Here is a 15,653-nt window from a genome sequence, read left to right on the forward strand (position 1 = left end):
GGATGGGGAGGGGGCCGGAGGGACAACCCGGCTGTGCGATGGGCTACTTCGCCTTCAGCTCGTACTCGCCACCCGGGTAGACGAACGAGTCGCGCGGCGCATACCAGCACCAAGCCTCCACCTTGCGCAGCGAGCTCTCGGGACGCAGCGCGTATACCGGGTGGTCCTTGGCGAGGAAATCCAGGGACAGCAGCTCGAAGCCAGAGGCGATGTCACCGACGTACGGGTAGTTGCCGGCCACCAGCTTGTTCTTCACCTGGGTGATGTACATGAGCTGGCCGCGCGCCACCGAGGCCACCTGCGAGCCCACGCGCGCCACCGTGCGGATGACGGGGATGCCGTCCACACGCGTGGTGGCCACCAGCCTGCCTTCCTCCAGCTCCAGCGTGGTGGCGCCCGGGGACGCGGGCACGCCGCGCTCGCGGACGTACTCGCGCACCACCTGCGAGGAGTTGAAGTAGTGCGTGAAGAAGCGGCCCGGCGTCACGCCGTCCGGCGCGAAGTGGTCCGCCACGTCCAGGCCCATGTACGTCAGCGAGTAGGCGCCGAAGCCCGACGTCTGGTCCGCCGAGTCCACGACGTACTGGTTCATGAAGAGGGCGCGGTTGGCCGCGGGCGACAGGCCCTTGGGCAGCAGCGCGGCGGCGGCCTTCGTGTCGGCGGGAATCCAGCTCGAGTACAGCATGCGGCTGTTGGTGACGAGCTGCGGCGCGGCGAGGGTGCTGGTGCTCATGACGGCTCCTGGACGTGGCGCCGCCAGTCGCCCCTCATGGGCTCCAGCGGCTGATTGCAGCTGCAATCCTCTATTCGGAGCCAGCCACGAGGTCTGGTCGTCCGTCCATTGCCCCCGCGTGCCGCCGCGTGGCGTCGTGACGTGGCACCCCGTGTCACGGAGCGCGGGTGAACGTGACGGGGAAGGTGCGGCCTTCGCGCAGGATGACGAGCGTGGCCGGGCTGCCTGGTGCGCCCAGCTCACGCCGACGGGCTTCACCCGCGTCGAGCACCGTGGCGCCGTCGATGGTCCTCACCACGTCGCCCACGCGCAGCGACGCGGCCGGGCCTCCCTCCGCGAGCCAGCTCACGGTGACATCGTCGCCGCTCATCGCGAAGGAGAGCCCCAGGCGTCCCGGCTCCACGCGCGCCGGTCCCAAACGCCAGTCGCCCAGGTCCACCACCTTGCCCGCGGTGAGCGTCACCTGCCGGTCCGCGCGCAGTCCGCCCGCCTTCCAGACGGAGACGCGGTGGGCGCCGGGCGCGAGGTCGTCCAGCCGGAAGCGCCCATCCGCTCCCGTCCTCGGTGACATGACTCCGTCCACGTCCACGAAGGTGTCCTGGAGCGGGGCGCCACGGGTGTCGAGCAGCCGGCCGGTGAGGCCGCCTCCCGCCTCCACGACGATGTCCACCCGCGTGGTGCCTCCGGGGATGCTGGTGGCCTCCGCCTTGCCCGCGCGGCCATCCGGCAGCGTGGCGGTGAGGCTCACCGGCCCGGCGACCATGTCCTCCACGACGAACCGGTCACCCGCGAAGTCCAGCTCCTGCCGGGTGAGGAAGTCGTCATCGCTCCGGAGCGCGGAGGCCACCAACCGGAAGCCCTCCACGGCGCGGCCTCCCGCCGAGCGGACGGTGCCGCTCAGCCGCCCTCCATCGGTGAGCCGGAGCGTGATGGCGCCCTGGGACGTGGACACCGAGGGCAGGTCTCCCCGGCGCCCGCCATTGGTGGCCCACAGGTGCATCGCGGTGCCGCCCAGCGAGTCCGTCACCAGCGTCACCTGTCCGGAGGCGTCGGTGAGGTCCTCCAGAAGGATTTCATTGCCGCCGACTTCGCCGCCCATCACCGTGGCGTGCACGCTCGGCGCGCCGTTGGGTTCGAGCACCGTGACGACGATGGGCCTGCGTGCCTCGCGCACCTCCAGGTCCACCCGCTTCGAGCCTCCGGCCTCCAGCTCGACGACCTTCTGCTGGTCGCCGCTCTGGTTGCCGGTGTCCGTCATCCACGCGGTGAGCGTGTAGCGGCCCGCGCGCACGCGCATCGACCAGGTGCCGTCCGGCGTGGCGGGGACCCTCACGGCCTCCGAGTAGGGGGCTCCCTCCCGCAGCGCGGAGACGGTGACCGGCTTCGGCGGCACGCGGCCTCCCTGGAGCCGGACCGAGCCTTCGATGACGCCTTCCGCGGCGAGCTGGAGGCGCACCCGGCTCGTCTCGCCCGGTGTGACAATCACCCTCTCGCGCACGTTGGTTTCGCTGTCCGGTTGGCGGGCCGCCACGAACACCTCGCCCGGAGGGAGGCCCTCCAGGATGAAGGCTCCCGCTCCGTCCGACACCGTGGGGAGCGTGCCCTCCAGCGGCGAGCGGCTCCAGCGCGACCCGGCGGTGACGTGGACGCCTGGCACGGGCTTCTGGTCCCCGTCCACCACCGTGCCCTCGATGCGCCCGTGGGCCTCCAGCTCGGCGACGAGGTCGAAGCGCTGGCCGTCCAGGATGCTGACGCCGCCGCGCGTCCACTTCTTGAAGCCCGGGGCACGCACCGTCACCGCGTACATCCCCGGCGCGAGCGAGCCCGCCTCGAACCGGCCATCCGGCGCGGAGAGGGCGCTGGCGACCACGGTGGGGTCCGCGTCGAGGCTGAAGGTGAGGGCGCCCGGACTCACGGAGATGGCGGCGCCGCCGATGGGCTCGCCCGAGCCCTTGCGCCGTACGACACCCACGAGCGAGGCCGTGGCCCCCAGCCGGATGCGCACGTCCCGCGCCGTCATGCCCGGGCCCACCGTGACGCGGCCCGGAGCGGCGCCGGTCAGGTCTCCCTGACGCGCGGTGAGCTGGTACAGGCCCGGCGCCACGTCGATGGAGAAACCTCCGTCCTCTCCCGCATCGGTCTCCGCGGCCTCTCCCGTCCCCGAGGCGACCACGCGCGCCCCCGACGCGGGCTTGCCGTCGGGTCGCTCCACGAAGCCCTCGATGAAAGCCGAGCGCTCCAGCTCGATGACGAGTCCCGAGGCCGGAACCTGGACGCGTCCCAGTCGCCTGGGTGCGCGCCCTGGAGCCCGGGGGACGTCGAGCTGGTACACGCCGCGGGCCAGTCGCTGGAAGCGGAAGGCGCCGCGCTCGTCGCTCGTGATGAAGGTGCGCTCCTCCTCTGGCGCCGAGGCGCCGGATGCGAGCAGGGCGGGCACCGCGACGCCGTGGCGGACGTCGATGGGGGTGAGCATGAACTCCACGTGCGGAATGGGCGTACCCGTGCCGCGCTCCACGGTGGTGCCTTCGAGAGTGGCGAAGGCCTCGGCCGTGAGGCGGACGGTGGCCGTGCCTTCGCCACGCAGCCGCATCACCTCGGCTCGCGCGGTGGCGTGGTCGGGGACGCGGGCAATGACGAGGTAGTGCCCGGGCCTCGCGGGGAGCAGGAGCACGCCTTCCTCATTGGTGAGCCCACTGCCCGCGACGAACCAGCGCTCGCGGCCCGGGGCGCCGGCGCCCCGGAGGTACAGACGGACCGCCGCCTGGGGGAATGGGCCGGAGGCGGTGTGCACCTCGACGCGGAGGGTGCCTTCCTCCGCGCGCATCGGCTCGTCGACAGGCGGTGTCCCGCGCTTGTCGTCGGCGGTGGGCACGGAGCGTTCGTCGATGGGGGCTCGTGACGCGGGGGAAGGTGCCTGACGGCTCGCGACCGCTCCTGCCTCCGTGTCCACCGCCCGCGAGGCATCCGGGTTGGAGCCGTCCGGGCCACGTGCCCACCAGAGTCCGACGGCGGCCAGGACGCTCACGAGTCCCATGAGCACGAGTGTCTTTCGTTTCATTCCGCCTCCCGGAGGCATCTTCGCAGAATGCCGCCCGGACATCCGGCGGGCCGGCAGGTTCCAGACGCAATGGCCCCCCATGGGACCACCGACAAACTTTCTTTGCCTTGACCAAGAGAGTTTGTCGGCGTTACAAGCCGGGCATGACGAAGGAGAGCAGCGCGGCGAAGGTCCGGCCCATGCGGGCGCGCATCCTCGAGCGACTCGCGGCGCCCACGACGGCGGCGGCGCTGGCGCGGGAGCTCGGCACGTCGCGTCAGAAGGTCGGGTACCACCTGCGCGAGCTGGAGGAGCAGGGCCTCGTAGAGCTGGTGGAGGAGCGCCGCAAGGGCAACGTCGTGGAGCGGCTGGTGAAGGCCAGCTCCCGGGCGTACCTCGTGTCGGCGGAGGCGCTGGCCTCGCTGGCGCCCGACCCCGCCGCCGCGGTGGACCGCTTCTCGTCGGCCTATCTCATCGCCGTGGCAGCCCGCAGCGTGCGGGAGGTGGCCACGCTGCGCGAGCGCGCGCAGAAGGCCGGCAAGACGCTGCCCACCTTCAGCCTGCAGGCCGACGTGCGCTTCGCCAACGCGAAGTCACGCCATGCCTTCGCCGAGGACTTGGCCGAGGCCGTGGCCCGGCTCGTCGCAAAGCATCACGACGAGAAGGCCGAGGGAGGGCGCCACTACCGCCTGTTCCTCGGCGTGCACCCCGCAGCTGCCCCCGAGAAGGAGAGCCCCGAGTGAGCCAGGACACGACGCGCAGTCTCGAGAAGCAGGTGAAAATCAAGGCCTCGCCCGACGCCGTCTGGCGGGCCATCACCGAGGCCGATCAAATCGTCCGCTGGTTCGCGCTCGACGCGCGCGTGAAGCCCGGCGTCGGCGGTTACGTGTGGCTGAGCTGGCCCGGCATGGCGGGCGAGGAGCGCATCGAAATCTGGGAGCAGGGCAAGCACTTCCAGACGCGCAACCCCGCGCGGCCCCAGGTCGCCACCGACTGGTACGTGGAAGGGCAGGGGGGAGAGACGACGCTCCGGCTCGTGCACTCCGGCTTCGGCGAGGGCGCCGACTGGGATGCCGAGTATGACTCGCTGGACCGCGGCTGGGCGGTGTTCTTCCAGAACCTCAAGCACATGCTGGAGCGGCACCCGGGTGTCCCGGGGCAGCAGGTGATGGTGCCCGTTCCCGTGGGCGACGTCAGCCTGGACCAGGCCTGGGCGCGGCTGTTGGGGCCGAGCGTCTTCGGCCTGGAGCGCACTGGCGAGCGGAGCTTCCGGGCGCGCGCCGTCACCGGCGAGGCACTCGAAGGTGAGGTCGACCTGTGGGCGCCGCCGCGCGCGCTCGGCATCACCGTGAAGAACTGGAACGACGCGCGCATCACCGTGGACATCAGTGGCTGCGACGGCGAGGTGCGGGCGTGGGTCTCGCTGCTCACCTACGGGCTGGACGCGGCCCAGGTGGAGGCGCTCCGAGCGAGGTGGACGCCCGCGCTGGAGGGCATGTTCCGAAGCGCGGCGTGAGCGCGGAAGGACAGAAGCTGGCCGAAGTCGGGTGGCGACGTGTGCGGCACGCTGCCCGACTGTCCGCCCGGAGCGTCACCGCGCCGTGAGGTCCTCGAGCCCGACCTCGGCGTCGGCGGTCCCTCCCCATGAAGCGAGGCGAAGACGGCCCGGCGCGCTCCAGGCGGTCAGCTCGTCCTCCAGTGCCGTGGGATTCCGCAGGTCGATGACTCCCGGCGTGGCGTCGGGCGTCGCGTCCACGTCGAAGCTCAGGACGAAGCGGTCTTCGAGGATGGCGCGCAGGAGGTCCACCAGGGACTCGCCCGGCCACGCCGCCCAGGTATCGGCATGCGTGTGCCAGCCCGGTCCGAAGGCCAGGCTGGGGACGCCTTGCTCCACCCATACCCGTACGTCACGCTCGCGCGTGCCCGTGGGTGAGGGCAGGGTGAGTGTCAGTTCGAAGGGGCCGTCCTCCCGCTCCGCGAACAGCTCGGCTCGCGTCCTCAGGGAGGGAAAGGCCGCGAAGAGCTGCTCGGCGAATACGCGGGAGGCAGGGGTTGCCATTCCGGGGTCGAAGGGGTGCCTGCCTGTCATCGGTCCTCCCAGCTCCGGGCCCGGAGTTCGTCTCGCAGCTTTGGCACGTCCTTCACCGGGTCCCACGTTCCACAGAGCCACGGCAGCACCTCGTCCAGGATGGCCTGATGGATTTCCCGCGCGGACTGCCGTGGCGGGAGCGGCGTGGGTGACTCCTCGCTGGAGCCCAATGCCCAGGTGATGACGGACTCGCGGCTCAGCGCGCGGCACGCGGCGTACACACAGGAGCCGAGACTGCCGCCTTCATCCTCCCCGAGGAGATTGTGCTGGGAGGAGTCGAACCCGGGGAGGCACAGCGTGGCGTACGTCACCGACCAGGCGGCGGAGAACGCGTCCGGCGACGTGGCCGCCTGGCTGGGGACGACATCTCCGTGACTCACCGCGCCGCGGGCGTGCTCGTCGGCGGGCGCGCACAGCCAGCGCTCCATCGCCATGAGCGCGGACCGGGGACCCTCATGCCTCGGGTGCTGCCACTCCCAGAGACCCAGCACCCGACGCGCGGCGGCCAGCGCGACGCGGACGGTCAGCTCCGGACCGAAGGCCCGGAGGTCCGCCGCCCAGCGCGCGAGCACCTTCGCGGGTTCCTCCGAGGCGTCCTCGAGAAGCGGCAGGTCGCGGACCAGGGCCACGGCGCGAGGATCTCCGAGCCGCTCCACTGGCAGAGGTGGCGCACGGCGGCGCAGGAGGTCGCGCACGATGTCGTCGATGGCGGCGTCCACGTGAGGCGCGAGCCGCGAGACGTAGGTCAGCTCGGAGAGGGCGGGGAGGGCGGACGCCGCTCGCGCTCCCATCTGGCCCAGGATGAGCAACGCCCGCAGACCCGCCTCGTGCCAGAAGTGGTCCATCGCCTGGGCGTTCATCAGGTCCTGACGCCGGGGCCGGTCCTCCACCGCCTTCCGCGCGGTGTCCAGCAGCAGCGGGAGGGCCCGCTCGGGCGCAGCATCCGCGAGGACACGTAGGGACTCGATGCGGTTGCCATCGTCGATGAGCGCCTGCTCCTCCAGCGCGATGAGCACCTCCGGGTCGTTCGCGAAGCGGCCCAGGAGCGGGAGCGCATCCCGCCGCACGACGCGCTTGGGGTCCACCAGCCGTTCCAGCGCGGCGCGCCGGACCGCCTCGGGAAGAGCGCCCTCCATCGCCGCGAGCACCCGCAAGGCCCGGCTGCGCAGCTCCGTGTCGTTCCTGTCCTGGAGGCAGGGGAGGAGGGCTCGGAGGGCCGCGGTGCTGGGCCGCGGACGCATCCGCTCGAGCACCGTGAGCGACATCCACCGGACGCGGGCGCTCGGCAGGCTCAGCGCGCCGAGGAGCGCGGGAATCGCGCACGTGGGCAGCGGCTCGATGCTCCCGAGCGCCTCGATGCACTGCGCGCGGATGTTCGTGTCCTCGTTCGGGCGGACATCCAGGGTGCGCGCCCGCAGCGCGTCCACGAGCGCCGGCACCGCCCCCAGCCCGGCCCGCGTCACGTGCCGCACGGTGTCCGGGGCGTTGAACCACCGCGAGCGCACGGAGGCGAACCCGGAGATCCACTCGCGCACCGTCTTCCCCTCCACGCGGAAGCCGGTCCATGTCAGGGCCGCGTCCAGGCGCCGGAGGGAGGCGAGGTCATCCGGGCGGGCCCCTCGCCGCGCCGCTTCGAGGGCTGTGTCTTCTCGCATGTGCGGCCACCGTCCGCCGGGCAGGGACGTCCGGCGGCGTCCGACCTGACTCCGTACGGCATCGTACCCCACGGGTGGCTCCCAGGGCCTCGGGAGGCTCACGGTGGACAGGGACTGGCGCCCCGGGGTGATACCTCCGCCCCTGGCACGCACCTATCCCTCATGTCCGAGGTGGAGACCGGGGGCGCGGCCCAGGCCGTTCGCACCCATTCCTGTCCAGGAGATGTGCCATGGCCATGACGGACCGTCCCGCAACGCTCGTGCTCTCCGGCGGAGGGGCCAAGGGAGCCTTCCAGGTGGGCGCCGAGCGCGTCCTGCGCGAGGTGCACGGCTTCAGGTGGGAGCGCATCTTCGGCGTGTCCGTGGGCGCCCTGAACGCCACGCTCATGGCGCAGCACGCCTTCAAGGAGCTGAATGACCTCTGGCTCAACGTCAAGGAGTCGGATGTGTACCGAAAGGTCCCCTGGGCCGTCGTCGCGCTCCGGGTGGGGCTGTTCCGCAAGCTGGGGCTTTATGACAACACGCCGCTGCGTGACACCATCATGACGCACGCGGCCGGACGCCGCTTCGTGGTGCCCGCCCACGTGGGCCGCGTGTCGCTGGTGTCCGGCGAGTACGAGCTGGTGCACAACGACGCGAAGGACTTCCTGGACGCCGTCTGGCAGAGCGCCACCATGCCCGTCATCTGGGAGGCCATCGGACGGACCGCCATCGTGGACGGGGGCATTCGTAACGTCACACCCCTGGGCGACGCGCTGGAGTTCGATCCGACGGAAATCGTCGTCCTCTCCTGCTCCGAGTCGAAGATTGATCCAGCGAAGCCACCCGCCAACATCCTGGACGTGGCCAAGCGCTCCCTCGTCGACATCACCATCAATGAAATCCTCCTGAACGACGTGGACTTCTTCATCCGCATCAACGACCTGGTGCGGCAGGCGGACGAGGCGGGACTCACCTTGCGGCGGCCGGATGGGGTGCCCTACCGGTACTGCCGCATCACCGTCATCGAGCCGCGGATGTACATGGGGGACACGCTCGACTTCTCTCCCCAGCTGATTCGCCTGCGGATGCAGCACGGCGAGGAGATGGCCCGGGTCGCCATGGAGTCCACGGACATGAGCCGGCGCGAGCCCAGGCCGCCCCAGACGGAGGAGTCCTACCCGGTGCCGCCGCTGCACGCGTAGTCAGGGCACCCAGGTGAAGGAGGCCCTGACGGGGGAGGGGGCCGCGCCGGGAGGGCAGCGGTCGGCGATGGACTCGGTGACGGAGAACTCCCGGGACCAGCCGGTGTACGGGCGCGAGCGGTCCTCCGTGCGCGGGCGCCACTCGCCATCATGGCGGATGCGGTAGGTGCCCGGGCGGGTGTCCTCGGGGATGTCCCACTCCACCGTCACCTGCGAGCAGGCACCGCGCGGAGGGCAGGGGTAGCCCTTCCAGTGGTACTTCGTCTCCCAATCCCAGTCATACGCCACGGGCCGCCAGGTTCCGTCCTCGCCGCGGCGCTGCACCTCCAGGTACGAGCGCTGTGTGTGCAGGTCATTGCGCGGATGGCCGCCCCAGAAGGTGACGCGCGCCGTGCCACAGCGCGGGTATGCGGCCCCCACGTCGCGGCCAGAGACGACCGAGCCGAAGGTGAGGTCGCCGAAGCGCGGATCCCCGCGAGGGACCTCGTCGTACGTATGGGACAGGCGGATCTCCTTCACCCGGCCCCGGGGGGACTTTGGCTTCGGGCCCTCCGGTACCTCGGCGCCGGACGCCAGTGCCTCCGCCAGCTTCGCGGACTCCTGCTGCACCGCCGCGAGCTGCCAGGGGCCGAAGTGGGTGGAGGCCCCTTCGTAGTCCTGCTTCGCGTACTCCTGCCGCGTGGTGAGGTAGCCCGAGTACGCGTTGGACAGGCCCGCGATGACGACGTGCTCCACGCCCGCGGGGGCCAGCCGCTCGCGCACCGTCTCGCGCAGCCGCCGGCCCGCCATGGTGGTCATCTCGAAGGGCACGGCCACCAGCGCCAGGTTGCCCAGCCGCGCAATCTGCAGCGGCAGCACGTTGGGGCTCATGATGGGGCACTCCGCGCCGGGCTTCAGCACCACGGGCTTCTCCGCCTGACACGGGTCGTTGTCCACGCCGCAGAAGAAGCCGGCGAGCGGGTCTCCGCAGCGCACGCCCTCGCGGCCCACGCCCCGGCCGTCCTCGGCGCCCGCGAGCATGGAGATGCCCAGCGCCGCCTTGCACGTCCCGCGCTCCTGGCCGTCCGCCCACTCGGGCGCCACCTTCACGGCGTCCATCTTCACGTAGGTGTGCCGGAAGTCCACACCGCCCGTGAGCGGCCGCGCGCCCGCCGTGTCCTCGAAGAGCCGCAGCGCCAGTTCGAACTGGCGGCGGCCCGCCTCGACGGTGGCCGCCAGCTCCCCCTCGCCGCGGCCCTCCTTGCCGCCGTAGACGTTCGGCGTCACGTCGCCCTCGTTGCTCTGCGCGAAGGCGGCCACGAACGCGCGGGGCGAGCCGTAGTCCGTGTCCTGGTGCTTCTCGAAGAGGTAGGACGCGTAGCCCTTGTTGTCGCCGCTGATGAGCTTGTTGCGGTTGGACATGGACGTGGCGTGCACGGCGAACCAGTTGAGCATCCCCACGGGCGTCATCGGCCCCGGCTCCGCGGACGCGGAGGCCTCCAGGCGCAGCAGCGTCATGGCGGTGTCCACGTCTCCCGGGTACCTCGCGCGCTCCGGCTGGGGGTTGAGGGCGTACGCGCCGGCGGAGCGGTTGCCGCTGGTGCCGGGCAGCTCGCCCGTGCTCAGCAGGAGGCGGCCCGGGGCGAGGTTGTCGTGGGCGCGGACGATGGACTGGAAGATGCCGTCCGCGATGGCGTGGAAGTTCTGCGGCACGAAGCCGATGAACGGGATGCCCAGGAAGGTGTGGTTGTAGAGCGCGTGATGCGAGTACCCGCCGGGCCCCGCGTGCGTGTGCGTGGCGCTCAGCACCACGTTCGCGTCCGTGTAGACGTCCTCGCCGTAGCGCTCGCGCAGCTTGCGCATGACCTCCTGCTTCACCGCCTGGAAGAGCATCCCCAGGTCCGCGCTGACGAACGCCACCCGCTTGCCGTTGCAGGGCGAGGCGATGACGAAGGCGCGCGAGCGCAGCCGCTGGTGGATTCCCGCGGTGTTCTGGCCGGGCTTCACATAGCCCATCATCATCACCTGCGCCGCCGGGCCGGTGATGTCGTGGATGCCCGTGCCGAGCTGGAAGTCCGTGCGGCCCTCGCAGCCCTGGGCCCGAAGCGCGAGGGCCTCCGGGGCCACGCGCTTCGGTGCACAGCCGCCCGCCACCAGCGCCGCGAGCGCCAGCGATAGCAAACACATGCGTGAGGACTGGCATTGCATGGCGGGGGACCCCCCTCGGTAGGATGCGGCGGTGTGCCCGCCCATTGGGTGCCAAAGGTTATCCCACCGTGATGCGTTCCTCGCCCAGGGGTGGAGTGGTCCACGAGAAGAGTGAGGTTTCCGGCACGGCGTCGGAGCCCTCGCTGGAGCGCGCCGCGACCGCCGCGACGACGGAGCTGGTGGACCGCATCACCGCCCTCGTGGAGGAGTCGGAGACGGCCTCGTACACGCGGAAGGCCGGCATGGCCGGGGCCATCAACATGTTGATGGCGCGACTGCCCACGGAGGCGAACTCCGAGGAGACCGCGACATGTCTCCTACGGCTGTTGGATGAGGGGCGCCTGGACGGGCTGGAGGACGAGGACGGCGAGCCGTCCAGCGTCGCGGCCACGCGAGCCCTGCTGGCCATGGGCTATCCCCATGCCATGCAGGTGCCTCCGGAGCGGCTGGAGGCACTCCGCCGCAGGGAGCACCAGACGATTCCGGTCCCCTGGGGACTGCTCGTGGGGATACTCCTGCCCGCGGCCGTCATCCAGGTCGGCTTCGTGCTCTCTTCGGATACGCCCCATCAGTACTTCGGGCTCAGGGCGGACTGCCTGGCCGGAGATGTTCCCTGTCCGCCGCCTGGCTTCGGGACCTGGTTCCGGACCCAGGGCCTCTACGTCATCTCCCTGGTCCTGGGCGGCTCGAACATCCTCGCCGGCCTCGTGGCCCTCGCGATGGGTCGGTTCAAGAGGACGCGCCGCCAGCTCATCCGGAACTTCCTGGGCGTTGCCACGCTGGGCGTGATGACGGGCGTCCTGCTGATGGCGTTGGGCTACGTGGGCTTTGGTATGTCCGCGTTGTGGTCCGCCGGAGGGGCGCTGGCGGCGGCGTGGGCCTTGAAGTCGTCGTGAGGCCCCCGCGGCTACCAGGTGGCGGGCATGCCGTCCTGCTTCGGCGCTCCCGGCCGCACCCGTGACAGCGGCGAGGCCTCGGAGGGCGCGGCGGACACATCCTCGGCCGGCTGCGTGGGGTCCTCGACGGGCGCGTCGTTGATCTCCTTGTAGAAGCGACGGCCGATGAACACCCCGATGACCAGCGACACGACGAGCCCCACCGCGGACACCACGGTCATCACCGTGCGGCCCTGGGCCAGTCCGCTGCCGAACTGCGCGGTGAGGAAGGTGCCCGGAATCGTCCCCAGCATGATGCCCGCCAGGGACGGCCACAGCCGCGCGCCGCTGGCGGCCGCCGCCACCAGCATGACGTCCGTGGGGAACAGTGGGTTGATGCAGGAAAGCAGCGCGAAGAGGAAGTCATGGCGCTTCGCGGCCCGGGCAATGGCGGGGTACTTGCCGCCCGCCAGGCGCTTCATCAGCCGCGTGCCCAGCTTGCGCGCCACTGCGAAGAGCAACATGGCGGACAGGAAGCTGCCCGTTAGTGAATAGAGAGTCGCTGCGAGCGTCCCGAACATCATCCCGCCCACCGCGGTCAGCAGCTGACCGGGCAACAGCGTCACCGGGCGGATGGCGAGAAAGGCGATGTACGCCAGCGGTGCCGCTCGACCGAAAGGCTCCAGGACAGCGGCAATGCGCTTCTGGTCGATGAAGTCCGGTCCCAACAACCGGAGCATCACCAGGCCGCCCACCGACAACAGCATCGGGGCCAGAACCTGGAGCCATGTCTTCGCCGACCGCGCCACGTGAAGCCTCCCCCGCCGCCCGCACCCGGACGCGCCGTGGGCAGAAGGTGGAGGGCGTATCGGGAATCCGCAATGTGGAGTGGGGTGTTTCCAACAAGAAAGCGTCCTGCCGGACATGCCTACGCCCGGCTCGATTGCCTGGCAGGCGTAGCCAAGGTGTTGGAATCACTGAGGTTTTTGTGTGGTGTGTCAGGCGCGAACGGCTGGCGGTGTACGGAGCTTGCTTGCATCGGGGCGCTTCCGTCCCAAGGTTTCAGGCAAGGGGCACCGAGGGCGAGGGACGGTGGCAGTCACGAGAGGAGATGGCGATATGTCGGACAAGGACAACAAGGGCAGCATGACGGTGGCGGAGGCAGGCCGAAAAGGTGGCGAGACCGTCCGGAACGAGCGGGGTCGCGAGTTCTACGAGACCATCGGCCGCAAGGGCGGCGCGACGGTGAAGGCCGAGCGCGGTCGCTCCTTCTACGAGGAGATCGGCCGCAAGGGCGGCGAGACGGTCAAGGCCGAGCGCGGCGCGAAGTTCTACGAGGAGATCGGCAAGAAGGGTGGCGACCGCGTCAAGGCCACCCGCGGGCCGAACTTCTACGAGGAGATCGGCCGCAAGGGCGGGCAGAAGGTGAAGAAGCTCATCGAGGAGGGCAAGCGCGCGGCTCGCGCGGCCATGGCTCCTCCCGCCGCGGAAGGGGCGGAGGAGGGCGCGGCTCCGGCGGCGCCCCCCAGTGAGCCGGCCGGCCAGAGCCAGAACGAGTAGCGTGGCGCCAGGCGCGCGGACCCGGTAAGAGGGCCGCGTGTACCTGGTCATCACGTTCCTCGAACATTTGGACGGGACCGAGCGGGCCATCCGCCGGCTCCGGGAGTTTGGCATTCCGGAGCCGTTGGTGGTTCGCGCGCGCAGCGCCGCGGCCGCGTTGTCCGCGGAGGTCCCCGTGTTCGCCGGGCTTCGCAGCCTGGCGCTCGGGGCGGACGAGGACCGGGTGCTGCTGGTGAGCCTGCTGCCGGCCGTGCCGGCGGAGGAGATGGAGCGGCTCATCCAGCGCGTCCAGTTGGAGATGGATGCGGACGACCCTCCCATGGGCCGGCTGGTCGCCCTGCCTGTGATTTCCGCGCCCACGCACCGACGCTCGTGACGTGGGGCACCGGAGCGGTGTAAGCACGCCTTGTGCAAGCGCTGCTCGTCTTTCTTTCCATCGCGGCGCTGTCGCTGCTCGCTTCCAGCCGCGCGCTGGACCCGGGGCGTTTCCCGGCGCTGGCGAGGCTGGCGGCAAGCGGCTTCCTGTTCCTCATCGTCGGCGTCCTGCTGGGCCCGTCGGTGGCGGGAGTGCTCTCCGCGCGCAACCTGGAGGGCATGCGCCCGGTGCTGGCGCTGGGGCTGGGGACCGCGGGCGTCATCCTGGGCCTCAACCTGGAGCCGAGGCTCCTGCGCCTGCTCCCCCGGCCGGTCTACACGGCGGCGCTGGCGCATGCGGGCACGGCCTTCTTCTTCGTGGCGCCGCCGCTGGTGGCGCCGCTCTTGTTCACCTCGGGGCTGTCCCTGAAGGCGGCGGTGGGCGCGGCGGCGCTGCTGGGCGCGGCGGCGAGCCTGTCCTCGGGCCACTTCGCGGTGCTGGCGTTCCGCGCTGGGAGGATGGACCGCGCGCGCGGGCTGGGCATCGCGCTCTTGACGATGCTGGACGACGCGGTGGGCCTGGGCGTGCTGGCGCTGGCGCTGGTGGTGGGCGCGGCGAGCAACGTGGGCGAGGGCCTGGGGCTGGTGTGCCTCGCGGTGCTGCTGGGCATCCTGTGCGGCGCGCTGCTGGCCTTCCTCACGCACGCGCTGAAGGACCCGGCGGAGCTGACGACGGTGACGCTGGGCGGGGTGGCGCTGGTGGGCGGAGCGGCGGCGTACCTGCGCGTCTCCGCGCTGCTAGCCGGGGTGGCCTGTGGGGCCACGCTGGCGCTGGTGGGCGGGCGCACGGTGGAGCGGGTGGCGCGCGCGCTCGGCCGGGTGGAGCGCCCCGTGTTCCTGGTGCTGGTGTTCCTGGTGGGCTGCGGCATCCACGCGCGTGACTGGGCGGCGTGGGCGCTGGTGCCGGGCTTCGTGGGGCTGCGCTTCCTGGGCAAGGTGCTGGGCGGGAAGCTGGCGCAGCGGGTGCTGGGCGGCGCGCTGGAGCTGCCGCCGCGGCTGGGTTACGCGCTCATCGCGCAGGGCGGCCTCGCGCTGTGCCTCGTGGCCGAGTACGGGATGCTGGTGCCCGGCGGGCTGTCGCAGCGCGTGCTGGACGTGGTGGTGGTAGGCGCGGTGCTGAACGAGCTGCTCGCGGGTCCGGCCTTCCGCCAGGTGCTGGGGCCGGGGCCGGGGCGCGCCACGCCGTCGTCGCCGGAAGTGGAGGTGGCGACATGAAGGGCGCCGTGGTCCGCCTGCTGCTGCTGGTGGGGCTGTTGGCCATCATCAGCCGGGCGCAGGTGCTGCGCGCGGACGCGGGCACGCCGGTGACGCTGGCGGCGGGCGCGCTGCTCTTGTGCGGCCTGTTCGCGGGCAAGGTGGCCAAGGGGCTGGGGCTGCCCCGGCTCACGGGCTACCTGCTGGTGGGCGTGGCGGTGGGCCCGTACGCGCTGGGCTTCATCCCCAACGCGGGAGTGAAGGGGCTGGAGCTGGTGAAGGGGCTGGCGGTGAGCCTCATCGCGCTCGTGGCGGGCACGGAGCTGCGGTTGGGGCTCATCCGCCGGGTGGGTACGCGGGTGGCGCTGCTGTGCATGAGCGTCTGCGGGGTGACGTTCCTCGTGTGCTTCGGCGCCACGTTCGCGCTCAAGCCGCTGTTGCCATTCCTCTCGGCCATGACGGTGCCACAGGCGCTGGCGGTCAGCGCGCTGGTATCCACGGTGGTGGTGTCCTTCTCGCCCACGGTGACCATCGCCATCGTCCAGGAGACGAGCTCGCGCGGCACCTTCACCGAGTTCCTCATGGCGCTCGTCATCATCGGCGACCTGTTCGTCATGGTGGCCTTCGCGCTGGCGGCGGGCGTGACGAAGGCGAGCTTCGGCGGCGGGCTGGACGTGGCGGGGCTGCTCAGCTCGGTGGGGTGTGAGCTGGTCGGCCTGTCTCTT

Annotated in this window: 14 protein-coding genes; 8 read left to right on the plus strand and 6 right to left on the minus strand. The window is 71.4% G+C overall.

Annotated elements, in window-relative coordinates; translation table 11 throughout:
- Window positions 1-43 precede the first annotated feature (43 nt).
- On the minus strand, window positions 44-733 hold the full coding sequence (locus tag HG543_RS40670) for a hypothetical protein (protein WP_169350316.1): 690 nt from the start codon (window positions 731-733) through the stop codon (window positions 44-46).
- Between the two features lie 154 nt (window positions 734-887).
- A complete protein-coding gene (locus HG543_RS40675) occupies window positions 888-3,791 on the minus strand; it encodes a carboxypeptidase regulatory-like domain-containing protein (protein WP_169350317.1) in 2,904 nt (967 codons plus the stop codon).
- 143 nt (window positions 3,792-3,934) lie between these two features.
- Here HG543_RS40675 and HG543_RS40680 point away from each other — a divergent pair, with 143 nt between their 5' ends.
- Together HG543_RS40680 and HG543_RS40685 are read left to right on the plus strand one after the other, a co-directional pair.
- A complete protein-coding gene (locus HG543_RS40680) occupies window positions 3,935-4,513 on the plus strand; it encodes a helix-turn-helix domain-containing protein (protein WP_169350318.1) in 579 nt (192 codons plus the stop codon).
- Entirely contained in the window at window positions 4,510-5,286 is a 777-nt protein-coding gene (locus HG543_RS40685; RefSeq protein ID WP_169350319.1) for an SRPBCC domain-containing protein, read from the plus strand. The genes HG543_RS40680 and HG543_RS40685 overlap by 4 nt, the downstream gene beginning before the upstream one ends.
- A gap of 75 nt (window positions 5,287-5,361) precedes the next feature.
- Here HG543_RS40685 and HG543_RS40690 read toward each other — a convergent pair whose 3' ends face one another.
- Window positions 5,362-5,829: a hypothetical protein gene (locus HG543_RS40690; protein ID WP_169350320.1), complete on the minus strand. Its 468-nt coding sequence runs from the start codon at window positions 5,827-5,829 to the stop codon at window positions 5,362-5,364.
- A 26-nt stretch (window positions 5,830-5,855) separates the two neighbouring features.
- Complete coding sequence (locus tag HG543_RS40695; protein WP_169350321.1) at window positions 5,856-7,514, minus strand: HEAT repeat domain-containing protein; 1,659 nt, start codon at window positions 7,512-7,514, stop codon at window positions 5,856-5,858.
- Window positions 7,515-7,750: 236 nt separating this feature from the next.
- Here HG543_RS40695 and HG543_RS40700 point away from each other — a divergent pair, with 236 nt between their 5' ends.
- Window positions 7,751-8,698, plus strand: a complete 948-nt coding sequence (locus HG543_RS40700) for a patatin-like phospholipase family protein (protein WP_169350322.1) — start codon at window positions 7,751-7,753, stop codon at window positions 8,696-8,698.
- Here the strand turns inward: HG543_RS40700 and HG543_RS40705 are convergent, their stop codons facing one another.
- Complete coding sequence (locus tag HG543_RS40705) at window positions 8,699-10,864, minus strand: neutral/alkaline ceramidase (protein WP_246357650.1); 2,166 nt, start codon at window positions 10,862-10,864, stop codon at window positions 8,699-8,701.
- An 89-nt stretch (window positions 10,865-10,953) separates the two neighbouring features.
- Here HG543_RS40705 and HG543_RS40710 point away from each other — a divergent pair, with 89 nt between their 5' ends.
- On the plus strand, window positions 10,954-11,781 hold the full coding sequence (locus tag HG543_RS40710; protein ID WP_169350324.1) for a hypothetical protein: 828 nt from the start codon (window positions 10,954-10,956) through the stop codon (window positions 11,779-11,781).
- A gap of 11 nt (window positions 11,782-11,792) precedes the next feature.
- Here HG543_RS40710 and HG543_RS40715 read toward each other — a convergent pair whose 3' ends face one another.
- Window positions 11,793-12,569, minus strand: a complete 777-nt coding sequence (locus HG543_RS40715) for a TVP38/TMEM64 family protein (protein WP_343073565.1) — start codon at window positions 12,567-12,569, stop codon at window positions 11,793-11,795.
- A 310-nt stretch (window positions 12,570-12,879) separates the two neighbouring features.
- On the opposite strand from HG543_RS40715, the gene HG543_RS40720 reads away from it, so the two are divergent.
- The 4 genes from HG543_RS40720 to HG543_RS40735 form a co-directional block, all read left to right on the plus strand.
- Window positions 12,880-13,320 (plus strand): general stress protein, encoded by a 441-nt coding sequence (locus HG543_RS40720; protein WP_169350325.1) that lies wholly within the window; start codon window positions 12,880-12,882, stop codon window positions 13,318-13,320.
- A gap of 37 nt (window positions 13,321-13,357) precedes the next feature.
- Complete coding sequence (locus HG543_RS40725; RefSeq protein WP_169350326.1) at window positions 13,358-13,696, plus strand: hypothetical protein; 339 nt, start codon at window positions 13,358-13,360, stop codon at window positions 13,694-13,696.
- Between the two features lie 32 nt (window positions 13,697-13,728).
- Window positions 13,729-14,949: a cation:proton antiporter gene (locus HG543_RS40730; RefSeq protein ID WP_169350327.1), complete on the plus strand. Its 1,221-nt coding sequence runs from the start codon at window positions 13,729-13,731 to the stop codon at window positions 14,947-14,949.
- The coding region (locus HG543_RS40735) for a cation:proton antiporter (RefSeq protein WP_211194494.1) at window positions 14,946-15,653 on the plus strand (708 nt) is incomplete at its 3' end. The genes HG543_RS40730 and HG543_RS40735, both read left to right, overlap by 4 nt.

It is taken from the genome of Pyxidicoccus fallax (genome assembly GCF_012933655.1).
In the GTDB taxonomy this organism is placed as follows: Bacteria; Myxococcota; Myxococcia; order Myxococcales; family Myxococcaceae; genus Myxococcus; species Myxococcus fallax.